This is a genomic window from Streptomyces sp. NPDC033136 (assembly GCF_055578235.1).
In genome coordinates, this window is sequence record NZ_JBVIPD010000027.1 from 36,989 (window position 1) to 52,792 (window position 15,804).

Consider the following 15,804-nt stretch of genomic DNA (forward strand, 5'->3'; position numbering starts at 1 on the left):
AGCATGGGGTACGTCACGCGCTTCACCCCGCACGCCCAACGGGACATGCTCAAGATCCCGCGCCCCGACGCCCTGCGCATCCTGCACCGGCTGACCGAACTCCAGAAGGCGATGGACGCGGGTGACACGGCGGCGTTCGACGTGAAGGCCCTCCGAGGGCACAATTCCCGGTGGCGACTCAGGGTCGGTGACTACCGGGTCGTCTACACCGTCGAGGACGGCCGACTCGTCGTGTGGGTCCTGACCGTGGGCAACCGGCGGGAGGTCTACCGCCAGATTCTCTGAGGCGTCAGCGCCTCGCACGGTCCGCGCCGGACTGCCCGGAGGTCACCCCCGACAAGCCCGACGCCGTCACCCCTCGCCCCGACAGACAACCGCCGTAGGGGCGTCGTCTGGTGGGCAGGGGTGTGGGCGCGGGATCTTCAGGCATGACCACTTCCCCCCGCCAGGAGCGGCGGTCCGCGCTGCCGCCGTTCCCGCTCGCCGATCAGACGGTGTTCTCGTTCCGCTTCACCGCGTCCCCGCGCGGTGCCCGGCTCGCCCGCCGGCTCGCGTCCTGCCAGATGGACGGCGTCGAGACGTACAGCGGATGAGTGGGGCGCACCGCCGAGCTGTGGCACGGCGACATCGCCTCCACCCGGCGCCGCCGCATCCTCGCGCAGCGCCCGGACGTGCTGCTGACCACGCCCGAGTCGCTGGAAGCGGGTGATCCAGCTCGACGCCCCGGCGACGGTCGCTTCGTTCCTGCAACGGCTCGGCCGCACCGGGCGCCGCCCCGGCACTCGGCGAAACTGCCTTTTCCTGGCCCTGAGCGACGAGGGTTTCCTGGCCGCCGCGGCTCTGCTGCTGGCCTGGTCGCGCGGCTGGGTGGAGCCGGTGACCGCGCCTCCCGAGCCGCGGCATCTGGTGGCCCAGCAGCTGCTCGCGCTGTGCCTCCAGGAGCACCGGGTAGGGGAGAACCTGTGGCAGGAGTGGTGGGGCGGCCTCGGAGTGTTCGGCACCGCCGCCGAACCCGTCGTGCGACACCTGGTGGAACAGGGCTACCTGGAGCGTGACTCGGGCACCCTGTTCATCGGGCCGGAAGCCGAACGGCGTTTTGGGCGGCGGCACTTCATGAACCTGACGGCCTCCTTCACCGCGCCGCCCGAGTTCACCGTGCTCAGCGGACGGACGGAGATCGGCCGCACCGACCCGGACCTGCTGACCGAGGAGACCGACGGCCCGCGCAAGCTGCTGCTGGCGGGCCGCAGCTGGCTGGTGACGTACATCGACTGGCGGCGCAGGCGCTGCTTCGTGGAACCCGTGGACCAAGGCGGGCGCGCCAAGTGGAGCGGCTTCGGGGCACATCGCGTCCGGTCGTTCACGCTGGCCCGTGCCGTACGGGACGTCCTGCTCGGCGGGGACCCGCCCGTGTCTCTGACCCGCCGGGCGGAGGCGAAGCTCGCGGCGGCCCGGGAGAGGTATCTGGACGTGGTGCATCCGGCCGGCACCGTCATCACCCGCCGGGGCGACAGCGACGTGCGCTGGTGGACCTGGGCCGGGCACCGGGCGAACGCGACCCTGGCCGCTTCGCTTCCCTCGGTCGTCCTGCGGCACCGGCTCCTCGACGACCGCTTCATCCGGCTGCGCGACGACGTCACCCCGCAGTCGTGGCGGACGGCGGTGGCGGACGCCGCTACGGGCCTGACGCTGCCGGACGTGGACCCGCACGCCGTGCGCGGTCTGAAGTTCGCGGAGGCACTGCCCGTGCGGCTCGCGGGGGCCACGCTCGCCGCGCGCCTGGGGGACGCTGACTTGGCACGGGCGGCGTTGGCGGAGCCGGTCCGGTTTCTGCTGAGTCGGGACGGCTGAAGAGGCCGCCGAGGCGCCTGCCTTCCGTCCTCCCTGCCGACACCCGTCAACCGTCAACGCGCATGTCGCACCAAAAGGGTTTATACATGTCATTAACCGTCAAAGGGGCAGGCTATGAGGAGACCCGGTGTTGTGGCCGCCTGTGTGGCAGTGGTCATGGTGGGCGGACTCGTCGTCGCCGGTTGTGCAGCCGAGGACGACAGCTCCGCTCCCGTCCCGGACAAGGGCACCCCGACCGCGGAGAAGGCCGAAGGGCAGGGCGAGGAGCCGCAGGGCGGACGGTCGGAGGCCGCGGGCATCGAACGCGACGACCTCGTCAGCTTCGAGATCGACGACCGCTCGCAGGCTGGATTCGAAGACATCTGGGTCACCTGGACGATCAGAAACCGGAGTTCGGAGAAGTCGGACTACACCTGGGAATGGGAAGCCGTGGCCTCGGACGGCAACAGGCTTTACAACTCCACCGAGTTCGCCACCGATGTACAGCCAGGACAGACGGCCAAGGGTGAATCCCCCACCACGCTCAAGACTCCGAACGTGAAGATCAACGTCACGGAGTTCGACCGTAGCAAGTCCTGGTGAGCCGCCGGGCGAAGGTCTCAGGACGCGGAAGGGGTAGGGCCGCCGGACGGCTAGTCGCCTCCGCCACCGCCCCCTCCGTCCCCACCGCCGCCGTCACTGCCGCCCCCGCCCCCGTCACCCCCGTCCCCGCCGTCGCTGCCCCAGCCGTCGCCGCCACCGGGTTCGTTGTCGTCGCGGTCCCTGCCGAGGTTGCTGAACCAGGGGTGGTCCCAGGTGTCCTCGTCCGTGTCCCGGCGGCGTTTCACGGCGCGGAATCTGGCCAGGCCCGTCGTGTCGCCGAGGCCGAAGGACACCGCGACCGCGTGGGCCATGACGGCGTCCAGGGGGTCGGGGCTCTCGTGGTGCACGTCGGCCAGCGGCAGCAGCACCGAGCCCGGCGGGGGGCCGGGCCACCGCGAGGGGCGGGTCAGCAGCGCGACCCGCTGGTCGTCGCGCAGCAGCCACGAACTCTCGGCGTTCTCGCGACGCAGGGTCCAGAGCCGGTCCGGCAGGCGGATCTCGACCTTGCTCTTGGACTTGCGCACCTTCTTGCGCAGTTCGAGCCGTGCGGTGGTGTCACCGATGGTCATGACCAGGCCATTGGCCCGGTCGGCGGTGTCGGGGCGGTAGCCGTACGGTGCCCACAGGCGCACGGCGGGGGCGTGCGGGCCCCAGACGTCCACGCGTACCGAGCGCCGGTCCACGGCGACGGTCACCCGTCCTGCGGGGCCGGGCGCGTGGCGGCGCGCGATCCACAGCGGTACGCCCTCCGCCCGCGCCCGTGCGGCGAGGTCGGCCACGTGGTCCGGCCCGCCGCACCCGCGCACCGCCAGTTCGCCCAGCGCGCGGGCGAAGTCGGCAGCCTGACGGGCCTTCAGGGGAGTGGTGGTGCCGGTCACACGGGTGACCGGGACGACGCCGGGGCCCTGGGGCAGCCTCCCCAGGGGGCGCTCGGTGCCCCCGCCGCCGAGCCAGCAGCCCCGCAGGAACGCTTCTGCCATGGCGGCGAGGTTCAGCTCGTCCAGCGGGGTCGTCCTGCCGCCCCTGCGCAGTCCGTCCTCGGTGAGCCGCACCGTCCGCGCCAGCGGGTTGCGGGACCGTTCCCCGTAGAGCACCTGGTTCATCCCTACCCCCTTGTGATCCGCCTGCTCTGCGGGGAGACCGTCGCCGGCCCCTGCGCGGTTCCCGACCGGCGGAGAACGGCATACGGCGAAGGCCCGGCAGCCCCGTCTCCGGGGTGCCGGGCCTTCGCTCGGGCTCGGGCGAGCTGACGCCGTCAGCCCTCAGCCGTCATGCCTCATGCGTCAGTGGGCGTGGCCGTGGCCGTGGCCCGCGGCGGCCGGCTCCTCCTCTTCCTTCTTCTCGACGACCAGGGTCTCGGTCGTGAGAAGGAGGGAGGCGATGGAGGCGGCGTTCTCCAGGGCGGAGCGGGTGACCTTGACCGGGTCGATGACGCCGGCCTTGACCAGGTCGCCGTACTCGCCGGTGGCGGCGTTGAAGCCCTGGCCCTTGTCGAGCTCGGCGACCTTGGAGGTGATGACGTAACCCTCCAGGCCGGCGTTCTCGGCGATCCAGCGCAGCGGCTCGACGGCGGCCTTGCGCACGACGGCGACACCGGTGGCCTCGTCGCCGGTCTTGCCGAGGTTGCCCTCGAGGACCTTCACGGCGTGGACGAGCGCGGAGCCACCACCGGAGACGATGCCCTCCTCGACCGCGGCGCGGGTCGCGGAGATGGCGTCCTCCAGACGGTGCTTGCGCTCCTTGAGCTCGACCTCGGTGGCCGCACCCACACGGATGACGCACACGCCGCCGGCCAGCTTCGCGAGGCGCTCCTGGAGCTTCTCGCGGTCCCAGTCGGAGTCGGTGGACTCGATCTCGGCCTTGATCTGGGCGACGCGGCCCTGCACGTCGTCCTTGTTGCCGGCGCCGTCGACGACCGTGGTGTCGTCCTTGGTGACGGTGACGCGGCGGGCGGAGCCGAGGACGTCCAGGCCGACCTGGTCGAGCTTGAGGCCGACCTCCTCGGAGACGACCGTGGCGCCGGTGAGGACCGCCAGGTCCTGCAGCATCGCCTTGCGGCGGTCGCCGAAGCCGGGGGCCTTCACCGCGACGGCGTTGAAGGTGCCGCGGATCTTGTTCACGACGAGGGTGGACAGGGCCTCGCCCTCGACGTCCTCCGCGATGATCAGCAGCGGCTTGGAGGCGTTGGACTGGATGACCTTCTCCAGCAGCGGCAGGAGGTCCGCGATGGCGGAGATCTTGCCCTGCGTGATCAGGATGTACGGGTCGTCCAGGACGGCTTCCATGCGCTCCTGGTCCGTCACGAAGTACGGCGACAGGTAGCCCTTGTCGAAGGCCATGCCCTCGGTGAAGTCCAGCTCCAGACCGAAGGTGTTGGACTCCTCGACGGTGATGACACCGTCCTTGCCGACCTTGTCCATCGCCTCGGCGATGAGTTCGCCGACCTGCTGGTCCTGGGCGGACAGACCGGCGACGGCGGCGATGTCGGACTTCTCGTCGATCGGGCGGGCCGACGCGAGCAGCTCCTCGGAAACAGCGGCGACGGCGGCGTCGATGCCCTTCTTCAGGGCGGCCGGGGAGGCACCGGCGGCGACGTTCTTCAGGCCCTCGCGCACGAGCGCCTGGGCGAGCACGGTCGCGGTGGTCGTACCGTCACCCGCGATGTCGTTGGTCTTGGTCGCCACCTCCTTGACCAGCTGGGCACCGAGGTTCTCGTACGGGTCCTCGATCTCGACCTCGCGGGCGATCGTGACACCGTCGTTGGTGATGGTGGGGGCGCCGAACTTCTTGTCGATGACGACGTTGCGGCCCTTGGGGCCGATCGTCACCTTCACCGTGTCGGCAAGCTTGTTGACGCCGCGCTCGAGGGCGCGACGGGCGTCCTCGTCGAACTTCAGGATCTTCGCCATGGGAGCGTGAGCCCTCTTCCGGAATCTGGGTTAACGGCACTGCGCCCCGGGCGCCCGGCTTCTTATCGATCGCGGGGGGCCAGGGGCGCAGCTCAAAGCAGTGTGCTTGGGGTGAATTACTTCTCGACGATCGCGAGCACGTCGCGGGCCGAGAGGACGAGGTACTCCTCGCCGTTGTACTTCACCTCGGTGCCGCCGTACTTGCTGTAGAGCACGACGTCGCCGACGGAGACGTCGAGCGGAAGACGGTTGCCGTCCTCGAAGCGGCCCGGGCCCACGGCCAGGACGACGCCCTCCTGGGGCTTCTCCTTGGCGGTGTCCGGGATGACCAGGCCAGAGGCGGTGGTCTGCTCGGCGTCGAGCGGCTGGACCACGATGCGGTCCTCGAGCGGCTTGATGGCAACCTTGGAGCTGGTGGTCGTCACGATCCGACCTCCCCCTTCGGAGATCTCACGGGGTTAACTGTCTGAGGTGGCGACCAGGTGGATCCGTCGTCGCGGGTGCCGGACCTGCCCGTCGCTGTGTTGGCACTCTCCTGTGTCGAGTGCCAGAGCCGAGACTATGACCGCGATTAGCACTCGGTCAAGCGGAGTGCCAATTGCCGACGGCGCGTCGGCCGGATCCCGGTGTCGGAGTGCGTCCCTGCGGTGCTCGGCATTGGTGCCCTGGCCCTCTGGGGGCTGCCGCTCCCAGACCCCCGCTTCGGCCTGGACGGCCTCGTCCTCAAGCGCCGGACGGGCTGGGTTTTCGCCGCTCGGCACCAAGACGTCAGAGGTAGTCCTCCAGCCGTCCCACCCGCAGCCCCCGGTCCTCGATCTCGCGCAGCAGCCGTAGCGTCCGTTCCGTCAGGGTCAGGGACCCGGTCGCGCCGGACGGCACCGAGACGATGTCGCCGGGGCGCAGGCCGGGGCTGCCCCGGGTGTAGGTCAGGTCGCCGTCGGTGGTCAGGGAAGCGCGCCACAGGACGACCGCCGTGATGCCGCAGTCGGCGGCGGCACGCAGGGTCGTGGTGTCGTACCGGCCGTAGGGCGGGCGGAGGAGACGGGGGCGGATGCCGAAGCGGGAGTGGAGTTTGTGCTGCTGGCCGCAGATCTCGGCGCGCTGGCCGGCGTAGGGCAGGCCGCGCAGGGCGGGGTGGTCGAGGGTGTGGTTCTGCAGGGACGCGCCGACCGCGCGGAGCCGGGCGAAGTGTCCGTAGCCGGGGCCCACGACGCTGTCCGTGAGGAACATGCTGACCGGGAGCCGCCGTTCGCGGACGAGGCCGACGAAGCGGGGGTCGCGTTCGGCGCCGTCGTCGTAGGTGAGGAAGACGACCGGATCGCGGGTGGCGACGTGGTCGACGACGGGTGGGAGGGGGCGGCGGTGGCTCGCGGCGCGCGCGGGGTCCTGGGCCCGGCCGTCGGCCGTTCCCGGCCGCTGACCCGCCCCCTGGGCGCAGCCGGTCAGCAGGACCACGCCCGCGCACAGCGCGGCGGCGACCGGCCGCCGCCTCACAGGTAGTCCTCCAGCCGCCCCACCGCGTACCCCTCGGCCGTGACCTTGTTCAGGAAGCGGCGGATCATGTCCGGCATCGTGCCCTTCCACTGGTCGCGGCCCCGGAAGTGGGTGAGGACGATGTCGCCCGGGCGCAGCTTCCGGTCCCCCTCGCGGTACTCCCAGCGGTCGGCGAAGACCTCCGCGTTCCAGAGCGGGACATACGCGATGCCGCAGGCCTTGGCGGCGCGCAGGGTCGCCCGGTTGTAGCTGCCGAAGGGCGGGCGGAAGAGGGTGGGGCGCTTGCCGAAGCGCTTCTCCATGTAGCGCTGCATGCCGCAGATCTCGCGTTTCTGCGCGCGGTAGGACAGGCCCGGCAGGTAAGGGTGGTGGAGGGTGTGGTTGTTGAGGACCACACCCCTGGCCTGCATCTTCCGGAAGTAGCGGGGGTTGTCCTTCACCAGGTAGCCGCTGAGGAACGCGGTGTAGGGGACGTCCAGGTCGCTCATCATCCGCAGGAACGAGCGGTCCTTCTCGGCGCCGTCGTCGATGGTGAGGAAGACGACCTTGTCCCGGGTGGGGACCGTGGTGAACACGGGCGGGAGGCCCGACGCGCGGTGGCCGTCCACCTCGAAGCCCTCGCGGGTCTTGATCCTGGGCTTGTGCGCGGGGGCCTGCGGGGCGGGCAGCGGGACCCTCTTCAGCTCCCAGCGGTGCGCCGCGGCGACCCGGGCGGCGTGCGCGGCGCGCAGCCTGGTGGCGTAGGAGTCGAGCGCGCGGGCCGGAGGCTGGTCGAGGGGCTGCTGGCCGCCGGCCGGGGTGACCTGGTCGCTGCCGCCGCCCTGCGTGCAGCCCAAGGCGATGGCGGCGAGGGTGAGCACGACGAGGCCGATCCGCACACCGCCAGATGCCCGACTCTTGTCATTTTGTACGACTGCTCGCATGGTGCCGGATCCTCGCAGCCCGCCCCCGCGAACCCGCCCCGACACCGCGGCCGACGGCCCACCGTCCACCGACTGGCCCACACACCTCCCGCACGACGCGGCGGCCGGCCCGTGGCCGACAATGATCCGGTGAACGACCTCGCCCTCCTCCTGACTCCCGAAGGCCGCGCCCTCCTCGACGAGGTGCGGGACACCGACCCGGCGCGGGAGCTGGCCGTCGCGACCCGGCTGCGCCGCGAGCACTCCGCGGAGCTGGTGTCGGCGGCGCTGGGGCAGGCGCGGCTGCGGCAGCGGGCGGCGGTGAAGTTCGGGGCCGAGGACGCGGGGCGGATGTTCTTCACGCCGAACGGGGTGGAGCAGTCGACCCGGGCGAGCGTGGCGGCCTACCGGGCGCGGCGTATGGCGGAGTCGGGCGTGATCTCCGTGGCCGACCTGTGCTGCGGCATCGGCGGTGACGCCATCGCGCTGGCCCGGGCCGGGATCCGGGTGCTGGCCGTGGACCGGGACCCGCACACGGCCGCCGCGGCCCGGGCGAACGCCGACGCGCTGGGGCTGGCCGGCCTGATCGAGGTGCGGGAGGCGGACGTCTCGGACGTGGACACGGCCGGCTACGACGCCGTCTTCGTCGACCCGGCCCGACGCGGCGGCCGGGGCCGGATCTTCGACCCCGAGGCCTACTCGCCGCCCCTGTCCTGGGCCGTCGCCGCCGCCCGCCGGGCCCCCCGCGCCGCCGCGCTGAAGATCGCCCCCGGCATCCCGCACGAGGCGGTCCCCGAGGACGCCGAGGCCGAGTGGATCTCGGCCGCCGGGGACGTGAAGGAGGCGGTGCTCTGGTTCGGCACCGATCCGGGCGCGGTCCGGGCCACCCTGCTGCCGGGACCCCGCACCCTGCTCTCCCGCGGCCTGCCCGACCCACAGGTCCGCCCGCCCGGCCGCTACCTGTACGAGCCCGACGGCGCCGTGATCCGCGCCCATCTGGTCGCCGAGGTGGCCGACCAGGTCGGCGGCGGCCTCCTCGACGCGACCATCGCGTACGTGACGGCCGACGCCCTGCGGCCGACGCCGTACGCCACCGCCTACGAGATCACCGACCATCTCCCCTTCAACGTCAAGAAGCTGAAGGCGCTGCTGCGGGAGCGGCGGGTCGGCACGCTGACCGTGAAGAAGCGGGGCTCGGCGGTCGAGCCGGAGGAACTCCGCAAGAAGGTCAAGCCCCAGGGGCCGCACGCGGCGACGGTGTTCCTGACCCGGGTCGCGGGAGCGCCGGCGATGCTCGTCGGGCGCCCGGCCTGACGGTCAGGGCTGTTCCGCCGCGCGCCGCAGCAGCAGGCCCCGCTCCCGTTCGTTGCGCGTGAGGGACGCCGCCCGTTCGAACTCGGCCCGGGCCTCCGTGGTACGGCCGAGGCGGGCGAGGAGGTCACCGCGGACGCTGGGCAGCAGGTGGTAGTCCCGCAGGGCGGGGTCGTCGCCCAGAGCGTCGATGAGGGGCAGGGCCGCCTCGGGGCCCTCGGCCATCGAGACGGCCACCGCGCGGTTCAGCTCCACCACCGGCGACGGGGAGCGGGAGGCCAGGAGGCCGTAGAGGGTGGCGATGCGGGGCCAGTCGGTCTCCTCGTAGGTGTACGCGTGGGCGTGGCAGGCGGCGATGGCGGCCTGGAGGAGGTACGAGCCCGGGGCGCCGGAGGAGGCGGCCTCCGCCCTGCCCAGTGCGGCGACGCCGCGGGCGATGAGCATGCGGTTCCAGCGGGAGCGGTTCTGGTCCTTGAGGAGGACCGGTTCGCCGGAGGGGCCCGTGCGGGCCGCCGTACGGGACGCCTGGAACTCCAGGAGGGCGGTCAGGCCGTGCACCTCCGGCTCCTTGGGCATGAGCGCGGAGAGCACGCGGGCCAGGCGCAGGGCGTCCTCGCACAGGGCCGGGCGGAGCCAGTCGTCGCCGGCCGTGGCGGCGTACCCCTCGTTGAAGACGAGGTAGATGACGTCGAGGACGGAGCCGAGGCGGGCCTCACGGTCGGGGCCGTAGGGCACCTCGAAGGCGATGTTCCTCGTGGCCAGGGTGCGCTTCGCGCGGACGATGCGCTGCGCGACGGTCGGCTCGGGGACCAGGAAGGCGCGGGCGATCTCGGCCGTCGTCAGGCCACCGAGCAGGCGCAGGGTGAGGGCCGTGCGGGCCTCGGTCGACAGCACCGGGTGGCAGGCGGTGAAGACCAGGCGCAGCAGGTCGTCGTCGATGTCGTCGGGGTCGGCGGGCTCCTCCGGGGGCGCGACGGCCGGCAGGTCGCGGCCGATCTCCGCGAGCTTGCGGGCGTAGTTCTCCCGGCGGCGGACCAGGTCGACGGCCCGGTTGCGGGCGGTGGCCATGAGCCAGGCGCCCGGATTGCCGGGCACCCCCTCCCGCGGCCACTGCTCCAGGGCCGCGACCAGCGCGTCCTGCGCGAGTTCCTCGGCGATGCCGACGTCCCGGACGATCCGGGCGACGCCGGCGATGATCCGGGGCGACTCCATGCGGAAGACGGTCTCGACGATCTCGGTGGCCCCGTCGGGGCGGGGCGCCGGGGAGGCGGGGGGCTGCGGTGTCACAGCCCACCATCAGACACCCGAGGCGCCGCCCCGCCAAGGCGGACCGGTCAGCCCTCGGCGATCTGCCGGACCTCCGCGGTGATCGTCCAGTACTCCTCGTGCAGCGACAGGAAACGCTTGGTCCACTCGATCGCCTCGGCCTTGTCCTTGCACTGGCTGATCGAGTAGCCGCCGATGACCTCCTTGGTCTCGGTGAACGGCCCGTCGGTGACGGACAGCTGCCCGCCGTCCCAGGTCACCCGGCTGCCGTCCGAGGTCGGCGTGAGCCCGGCCGTGTCGAGCATGACCCCGGCCTTGGTGATCTCCTCCAGAAGCTTGCCCATCCGCTCCTGGAGCTCGGGGCTCGGGCCCTCGGCGGGGGCGTTCTTCTCGTCGATGCGGATCAGGGTCAGAAAGCGCGGCATGGTGACTCCTCGGGTTCCCGGAGCGGGTTCCTGTCCCGCTCTCACCCCTGCGTCGATCGGGAGACCGCCGGATCGACACACTCGCCGGATTTTTCTCCGCGAATTTCCCGGAGCGCGTCTTCGCAGGTCAGCGCAGCGACTCCCACAGCTTCCGCGCCTCGGGCTCTTCGGCCACCACCCGGTTGGGGTCCGACGGGGCCCGGACCACCGGCATCGTCACCGTCCGCACCCCGCTCGCCGACAGGCCTTGCAGGCTCTGGCCGAGGCGGGTCAGCTCGGTGAGGGAGTCGAGGCCGGTGTCGGTGGTGAGGCCGGCGGTCACCGCGTCGACGACACGGTAGAGCTTCGCCGGGTCGGTGAGCAGGTTCTGGGCGGCGATCTGCTCCAGCAGGGCCGTCACCAGCTTCTGCTGGAGGCCTATGCGGCCGAGGTCGCTGCCGTCGCCGATGCCGTGCCGGGTGCGGGCCAGCGCGAGCGCCCGGGTGCCGTCCAGGTGGTGGGTGCCCGCCTTCAGGTGCAGGTGGCTGTCGTCGTCGGCGATGTCCTCGTCCGTGGTGACGGTGACGCCGCCGAGGGCGTCGACCAGCCTGGCGAAGCCGGAGAAGTCGATCTCGAGGTAGTGGTCCATGCGGACGTTCGTCATCGACTCGACCGTCTTCACCGCGCAGACCGGACCGCCCACCGCGTAGGCGCTGTTGAACATCGACCGGTGGGCGACCGCCGTCGACCCGCCGGAAGGGCGCGGGCAGGACGGGCGGGTGACCAGGGTGTCGCGCGGGATGCTCACCACCGTCGCGGCGGTCCGCCCGGCGTCGAGGTGGACGACCATCGCCGTGTCGGAGCGGGCCCCGGAGCTGTCGCCGCCGCCGAGCTTCCGGTTCTGCTCGCCGCTGCGCGAGTCCGAGCCGAGGACCAGGATGTTGAGGGCTCCGCCGGGCAGGGCGGAGGCCGAGGGCGACGGCGTGCTCAGCGGCCTGTGCGGGCGGTCGTCACCGAGCGCGTTGTCGATGTCGACGCCGGTGATGTTGCTCTCGAGATGCCGGTAGGCCCAGCCCGCCGCTCCCGCGCCCAGCACCAGCACACCTGCCAGGGTGAGGCCGGCGGTCTTCAGCGCTGTCGATCGCCGGCCCACTGCGTGGCCCTCGTCCCCGTCGCGTCCCGTCACGGGCAGGAACGTAAGTCCGAATTATTACGGGCAGGGAGCCCAGGGCGCCTTTTCTTCGGAAATTCTCAGATTCGGGGCCGACTTGAACCGGACTCACCGCAGCACTTCATGGCGTTGCTGGGGGTGAGCCAGTTGAACTCGCGTCCGGTGACGGCGGCGTCTGCGGGTGCCGCCGAAACTTTCGACGGTACAACCGATTGGCTTCGGTGGAGTGTGGAGACATCCGCCCCACCCGCCAATACGTCATCCTCCGGTCACGGGCGCCGCGGTACTGCTGCGCACCACCAGGCTGGTCGCCAGTTCCACGCGCGTCGCCGCCGCCCCCTCGTCCCGCCCGAGGTCGAGCACCAGCCTGGCCGCCGCCTCGGCCATCTCCGTCAGCGGCTGCCGTACGGTCGTCAGCGGCGGCCCGACCCAGGGGGCCACCGGCAGGTCGTCGAAGCCGACCACGCTCAGGTCCTCGGGGATGCGCAGCCCCAGCTCCCGGGCGGCCTCGTACAGTCCGAGCGCCTGCAGGTCGTTCCCGGCGAAGACGGCGGTCGGCCGGTCCGGGCGGCGCAGCAGTTCGAGGCCCTTGCGGTGGCCGGTCTCGTGGTGGAAGTCCCCGGCCGCGATCAGCGACGGGTCCACCGGCAGTCCGGCCGTCTCCAGCGCGGCCCGGTACCCGTCGACACGGGCGCGGCTGCACATCATCTGCGACGGGCCGCTGATCGCCCCGATCCGGCGATGCCCCAGCTCCACCAGGTGCCGGGTGGCCGCGAGCCCGCCCTGCCAGTTGGTCGCGCCGATCGAGGGCACGTCGGCGCCCGGGTCACCGGCCGGGTCCATCACCACGAACGGGATCGAGCGGCTGGTCAGCAGCGCCCGCTGCGACGCGTCGAGCCCGGACAGCACGAGGATCACGCCGTGCGGCCGGCGCGCGGCGACCTGGTCGGCCCAGGTCCGCCCGGGGGTGAGCCGCCCCGCGCTCTCCGAGAGCACGACGCTGAGCCCGGCGTCCCGAGCCACGTTCTCCACGCCCCGGATGACCTCCATCGCCCAGGCGCTCTCGAGTTCGTGGAAGACCAGGTCGAGCAGGGGGGAGCGGGTCGCCTCGGCCCGCCGGCGCCGGTAGCCGTGGGCGCGCAGCAGTTCCTCGACGCGGGCCCGGGTGGCCGGGGCGACGTCGGCCCGGCCGTTGAGGACCTTCGAAACAGTCGGCGCCGACACACCAGCCTCACGGGCGATCTCGGCGAGCGTCGCGGCCCGCGCGGTGCGCCCCCGCGTCCGGGTCTGCGTCCCGCTTTCAACGGGCTCCGGGGATGTCATGGCGGCGATCGTATCCCTGCGGGCCCCCTTGACGAAGCCCTCGGGGCACCATAGGTTCCCGGAACATTCGGCGTAGATATCGAAACATTCGGAGAAGCGGGTGCGGGAACCGCTGGTCAGCATCGTTCGCGCGCTCGTCAGCACCGTTCGAGAGGGCCGTCCCGTCCACCCGACAGGAGCTTCATGACCACCGCGCCCTGGCGTGACCCCGCGCTGCCCGCCACCGCCCGCGTCGACGACCTGCTCTCCCGGATGACCCTGGAGGAGAAGACCGCCCAGCTGTACGGCGTGTGGGTGGGCGCCGCCACGGACGGCGACGGGGTCGCTCCGTACCAGCACGACATGACCGTCGACTACGAGTGGGACGAGCTGATCACCCACGGCCTGGGCCAGCTCACCCGCTCCTTCGGCACCGCACCCGTGGACCCGGCGCTCGGCGCGCGAGCCCTGGCCCGCGCCCAGCGGCGGATCGCCGGGGCCGGCCGCTTCGGCATCCCGGCGATGGCGCACGAGGAGTGCCTGGCCGGCTTCACCGCCTGGCAGGCCACGGCCTACCCGGTCCCGCTGGCCTGGGGCGCGACCTGGGACCCGCCGCTGGTCGAGGAGATGGCCCGCCGCATCGGCGACGACCTGCGCGCGGCCGGCGTCCACCAGGGCCTCGCGCCCGTCCTGGACGTCGTACGCGATCCCCGCTGGGGCCGCGTGGAGGAGACCATCGGCGAGGACCCGTACCTGGTCGGCACGGTCGGCACCGCGTACGTGCGGGGCCTGGAGGCGGCCGGGGTCGTCGCCACGCTCAAGCACTTCGCCGGGTACGCCTCCTCGGCCGGTGCCCGCAATCTGGCCCCCGTGCGGGCGGGCATCCGCGAGTTCGCCGACATCACCCTGCCGCCCTTCGAGATGGCACTGCGCGAGGGCGGGGCCCGTTCGGTGATGGCCGCCTACACCGAGACGGACGGCGTCCCGGCCTCCGCGGACCCCGAGCTGCTGACCCGGCTGCTGCGCGAGGAGTGGGGCTTCACCGGCACGGTCGTCGCCGACTACTTCGGCATCGGCTTCCTGCAGACCCTCCACCGCGTCGCCGGCACCCCGGCCGAGGCGGCCCACGCGGCCCTCGCCGCCGGCATCGACGTCGAGCTGCCCACCCTCAAGTGCTACGGCCGGCCGCTCCTGGACGCCGTCCGGTCGGGCCAGGTCCCCGAGGAACTCGTGGACCGCGCGGCCCGCCGCGTCCTGCTGCAGAAGTGCGAACTGGGCCTGCTCGACGAGGACTGGGCACCCGAGCCCACGGCTTCGGTCAACCTGGACTCCACGGGCAACCGCGTCCTGGCCCGCCGCCTGGCCGAGGAGTCGGTGGTCCTCCTCGACAACCCCGACGGCCTGCTGCCGCTGGCCCCCGGCACCCGGATCGCGGTGGTCGGCCCCCGGGCTGCCGACGCCCTGGCCATGCTGGGCTGCTACTCCTTCCCCTCCCACGTCCTCACCCACCACCCCGACGTGCCGGCCGGCATCGAGATCCCTACGGTCCTCGACGCCCTGCGCGCCGAACTCCCCGACGCCAAGGTGACGTTCGCCGAGGGCTGCGACGTGACCGACCCGGACACCGCGGGCTTCGAGGAGGCCATCGCCCGCACCGCCGAGGCCGACGTCTGCGTGGCGGTGCTCGGCGACCGGGCGGGCCTGTTCGGCCGCGGCACCTCCGGCGAGGGCTGCGACGCGACGGACCTCGGCCTGCCGGGCGCCCAGGGGGCACTGCTGGACGCGCTGGTCGCCACCGGCGTCCCCGTGGTGCTGGTCCTGCTGACCGGCCGCCCGTACGCCCTCGGCCGCTGGGGCGGCCGCCTGGGCGCGGTCGTCCAGGCCTTCTTCCCGGGCGAGGAGGGCGGCCCGGCGGTCGCGGGCGTCCTGTCGGGCCGTGTGAACCCCTCGGGCCGCCTCCCCGTGAGCGTCCCCCGGGACCCCGGCGGCCAGCCCTGGACCTACCTCCAGCCGCCCCTCGGCCTCGCGGGCGAGGTCAGCAACCTCGATCCGACCCCACTCCACGCCTTCGGCCACGGCCGCTCGTACACGGCGTTCACCTGGGAGGACTGCTCCACGGCCGAGCCGTCCGAGATCGGCACGGACGGCTCCTGCGACCTGTCCGTGACCGTCCGCAACATCGGCGACCGCGAGGGCGCCGAGGTCGTGCAGCTGTACCTGCACGACCCGGTGGCGTCGGTGACCCGCCCCGACATGCGGCTGATCGGCTACCAGCGGGTGGAGCTGGCCCCCGGCGAGGCGGCCCGGGTCACGTTCCGCTTCCACACGGACCTCTCGGCGTTCACCGACCGTTCGGGCCGCAAGGTGGTCGAACCGGGCGCCCTGGACCTCCGGTTGGCGGCGTCCAGCACGGACGTACGCCACACGGCACACCTCACCCTGACGGGTCCGGTCCGGGTCGCCGGAGCCGGCCGGCGGCTGCGGTGCGAGACGGAGGTGTCGGGGGTGGGATGAGCCTCCGCGCGGGGGACACGGGGGACGCCGTGAGCCCCCGCGCGGGGGACACAGGGGACGCCGTGAGCCTCCGCGCGGGGGATACGAGGGGCGGGGCC

Annotated in this window: 14 protein-coding genes and 1 pseudogene; 6 read left to right on the forward strand and 9 right to left on the reverse strand. The window is 72.7% G+C overall.

Going from position 1 to position 15,804, the window contains the following annotated elements; translation table 11 throughout:
- Positions 1 to 3: 3 nt before the first annotated feature.
- From ACZ5TL_RS34045 to ACZ5TL_RS34060, 4 genes and pseudogenes are all read left to right on the forward strand, one after another.
- A complete protein-coding gene (locus ACZ5TL_RS34045; protein ID WP_468594669.1) occupies positions 4 to 285 on the forward strand; it encodes a type II toxin-antitoxin system RelE family toxin in 282 nt (93 codons plus the stop codon).
- A gap of 143 nt (positions 286 to 428) precedes the next feature.
- Positions 429 to 593: a hypothetical protein gene (locus ACZ5TL_RS34050; RefSeq protein WP_468594670.1), complete on the forward strand. Its 165-nt coding sequence runs from the start codon at positions 429 to 431 to the stop codon at positions 591 to 593.
- Between the two features lie 109 nt (positions 594 to 702).
- A pseudogene (locus ACZ5TL_RS34055) lies at positions 703 to 1,851 on the forward strand (DEAD/DEAH box helicase); the annotation flags it as partial.
- Between the two features lie 132 nt (positions 1,852 to 1,983).
- Complete coding sequence (locus tag ACZ5TL_RS34060) at positions 1,984 to 2,433, forward strand: hypothetical protein (protein WP_468594671.1); 450 nt, start codon at positions 1,984 to 1,986, stop codon at positions 2,431 to 2,433.
- Between the two features lie 50 nt (positions 2,434 to 2,483).
- Here ACZ5TL_RS34060 and ACZ5TL_RS34065 read toward each other — a convergent pair whose 3' ends face one another.
- From ACZ5TL_RS34065 to ACZ5TL_RS34085, 5 genes are all read right to left on the reverse strand, one after another.
- Positions 2,484 to 3,536 carry a hypothetical protein gene (locus ACZ5TL_RS34065; protein WP_468594672.1) on the reverse strand — a complete coding sequence of 351 codons (1,053 nt, stop codon included), beginning with the start codon at positions 3,534 to 3,536 and terminating at the stop codon, positions 2,484 to 2,486.
- Between the two features lie 180 nt (positions 3,537 to 3,716).
- Positions 3,717 to 5,342, reverse strand: coding sequence for a chaperonin GroEL (gene groL / locus ACZ5TL_RS34070; RefSeq protein ID WP_468594673.1), 1,626 nt, complete (start codon positions 5,340 to 5,342; stop codon positions 3,717 to 3,719).
- A 116-nt stretch (positions 5,343 to 5,458) separates the two neighbouring features.
- Positions 5,459 to 5,767: a co-chaperone GroES gene (gene groES / locus ACZ5TL_RS34075; RefSeq protein ID WP_003974211.1), complete on the reverse strand. Its 309-nt coding sequence runs from the start codon at positions 5,765 to 5,767 to the stop codon at positions 5,459 to 5,461.
- 343 nt (positions 5,768 to 6,110) lie between these two features.
- Positions 6,111 to 6,836, reverse strand: a complete 726-nt coding sequence (locus ACZ5TL_RS34080; RefSeq protein WP_468594674.1) for a polysaccharide deacetylase family protein — start codon at positions 6,834 to 6,836, stop codon at positions 6,111 to 6,113.
- Entirely contained in the window at positions 6,833 to 7,759 is a 927-nt protein-coding gene (locus tag ACZ5TL_RS34085; protein WP_468594675.1) for a polysaccharide deacetylase family protein, read from the reverse strand. Before ACZ5TL_RS34085 ends, ACZ5TL_RS34080 begins: the two co-directional genes overlap by 4 nt.
- Positions 7,760 to 7,888: 129 nt before the next feature.
- Here ACZ5TL_RS34085 and ACZ5TL_RS34090 point away from each other — a divergent pair, with 129 nt between their 5' ends.
- Positions 7,889 to 9,052 carry a THUMP-like domain-containing protein gene (locus tag ACZ5TL_RS34090; protein WP_468594676.1) on the forward strand — a complete coding sequence of 388 codons (1,164 nt, stop codon included), beginning with the start codon at positions 7,889 to 7,891 and terminating at the stop codon, positions 9,050 to 9,052.
- 3 nt (positions 9,053 to 9,055) lie between these two features.
- Here ACZ5TL_RS34090 and ACZ5TL_RS34095 read toward each other — a convergent pair whose 3' ends face one another.
- The 4 genes from ACZ5TL_RS34095 to ACZ5TL_RS34110 form a co-directional block, all read right to left on the reverse strand.
- Complete coding sequence (locus tag ACZ5TL_RS34095) at positions 9,056 to 10,336, reverse strand: RNA polymerase sigma factor (RefSeq protein WP_468594677.1); 1,281 nt, start codon at positions 10,334 to 10,336, stop codon at positions 9,056 to 9,058.
- A 47-nt stretch (positions 10,337 to 10,383) separates the two neighbouring features.
- Positions 10,384 to 10,740 (reverse strand): YciI family protein, encoded by a 357-nt coding sequence (locus ACZ5TL_RS34100; RefSeq protein WP_468594678.1) that lies wholly within the window; start codon positions 10,738 to 10,740, stop codon positions 10,384 to 10,386.
- Between the two features lie 127 nt (positions 10,741 to 10,867).
- Positions 10,868 to 11,905 carry an LCP family protein gene (locus tag ACZ5TL_RS34105; protein ID WP_468594679.1) on the reverse strand — a complete coding sequence of 346 codons (1,038 nt, stop codon included), beginning with the start codon at positions 11,903 to 11,905 and terminating at the stop codon, positions 10,868 to 10,870.
- Positions 11,906 to 12,148: 243 nt separating this feature from the next.
- A complete protein-coding gene (locus ACZ5TL_RS34110; RefSeq protein WP_468594680.1) occupies positions 12,149 to 13,213 on the reverse strand; it encodes a LacI family DNA-binding transcriptional regulator in 1,065 nt (354 codons plus the stop codon).
- A 183-nt stretch (positions 13,214 to 13,396) separates the two neighbouring features.
- Between ACZ5TL_RS34110 and ACZ5TL_RS34115 the strand changes: the two genes are divergently transcribed.
- Positions 13,397 to 15,706 (forward strand): beta-xylosidase/alpha-l-arabinosidase, encoded by a 2,310-nt coding sequence (locus ACZ5TL_RS34115; protein WP_468594681.1) that lies wholly within the window; start codon positions 13,397 to 13,399, stop codon positions 15,704 to 15,706.
- Positions 15,707 to 15,804: the final 98 nt, after the last annotated feature.

What these genes read in the sequence shown, in the direction of transcription:
- ACZ5TL_RS34045 (WP_468594669.1), top strand. Translation starts at nt 4, where the DNA reads ATGGGGTACGTCACGCGCTTCACCCCGCACGCCCAACGGGACATGCTC.
- ACZ5TL_RS34050 (WP_468594670.1), top strand. Translation starts at nt 429, where the DNA reads ATGACCACTTCCCCCCGCCAGGAGCGGCGGTCCGCGCTGCCGCCGTTC.
- ACZ5TL_RS34065 (WP_468594672.1), bottom strand. Translation starts at nt 3,536, where the DNA reads ATGAACCAGGTGCTCTACGGGGAACGGTCCCGCAACCCGCTGGCGCGG.
- groL (WP_468594673.1), bottom strand. Translation starts at nt 5,342, where the DNA reads ATGGCGAAGATCCTGAAGTTCGACGAGGACGCCCGTCGCGCCCTCGAG.
- ACZ5TL_RS34085 (WP_468594675.1), bottom strand. Translation starts at nt 7,759, where the DNA reads ATGCGAGCAGTCGTACAAAATGACAAGAGTCGGGCATCTGGCGGTGTG.
- ACZ5TL_RS34100 (WP_468594678.1), bottom strand. Translation starts at nt 10,740, where the DNA reads ATGCCGCGCTTTCTGACCCTGATCCGCATCGACGAGAAGAACGCCCCC.
- ACZ5TL_RS34110 (WP_468594680.1), bottom strand. Translation starts at nt 13,213, where the DNA reads ATGACATCCCCGGAGCCCGTTGAAAGCGGGACGCAGACCCGGACGCGG.
- ACZ5TL_RS34115 (WP_468594681.1), top strand. Translation starts at nt 13,397, where the DNA reads ATGACCACCGCGCCCTGGCGTGACCCCGCGCTGCCCGCCACCGCCCGC.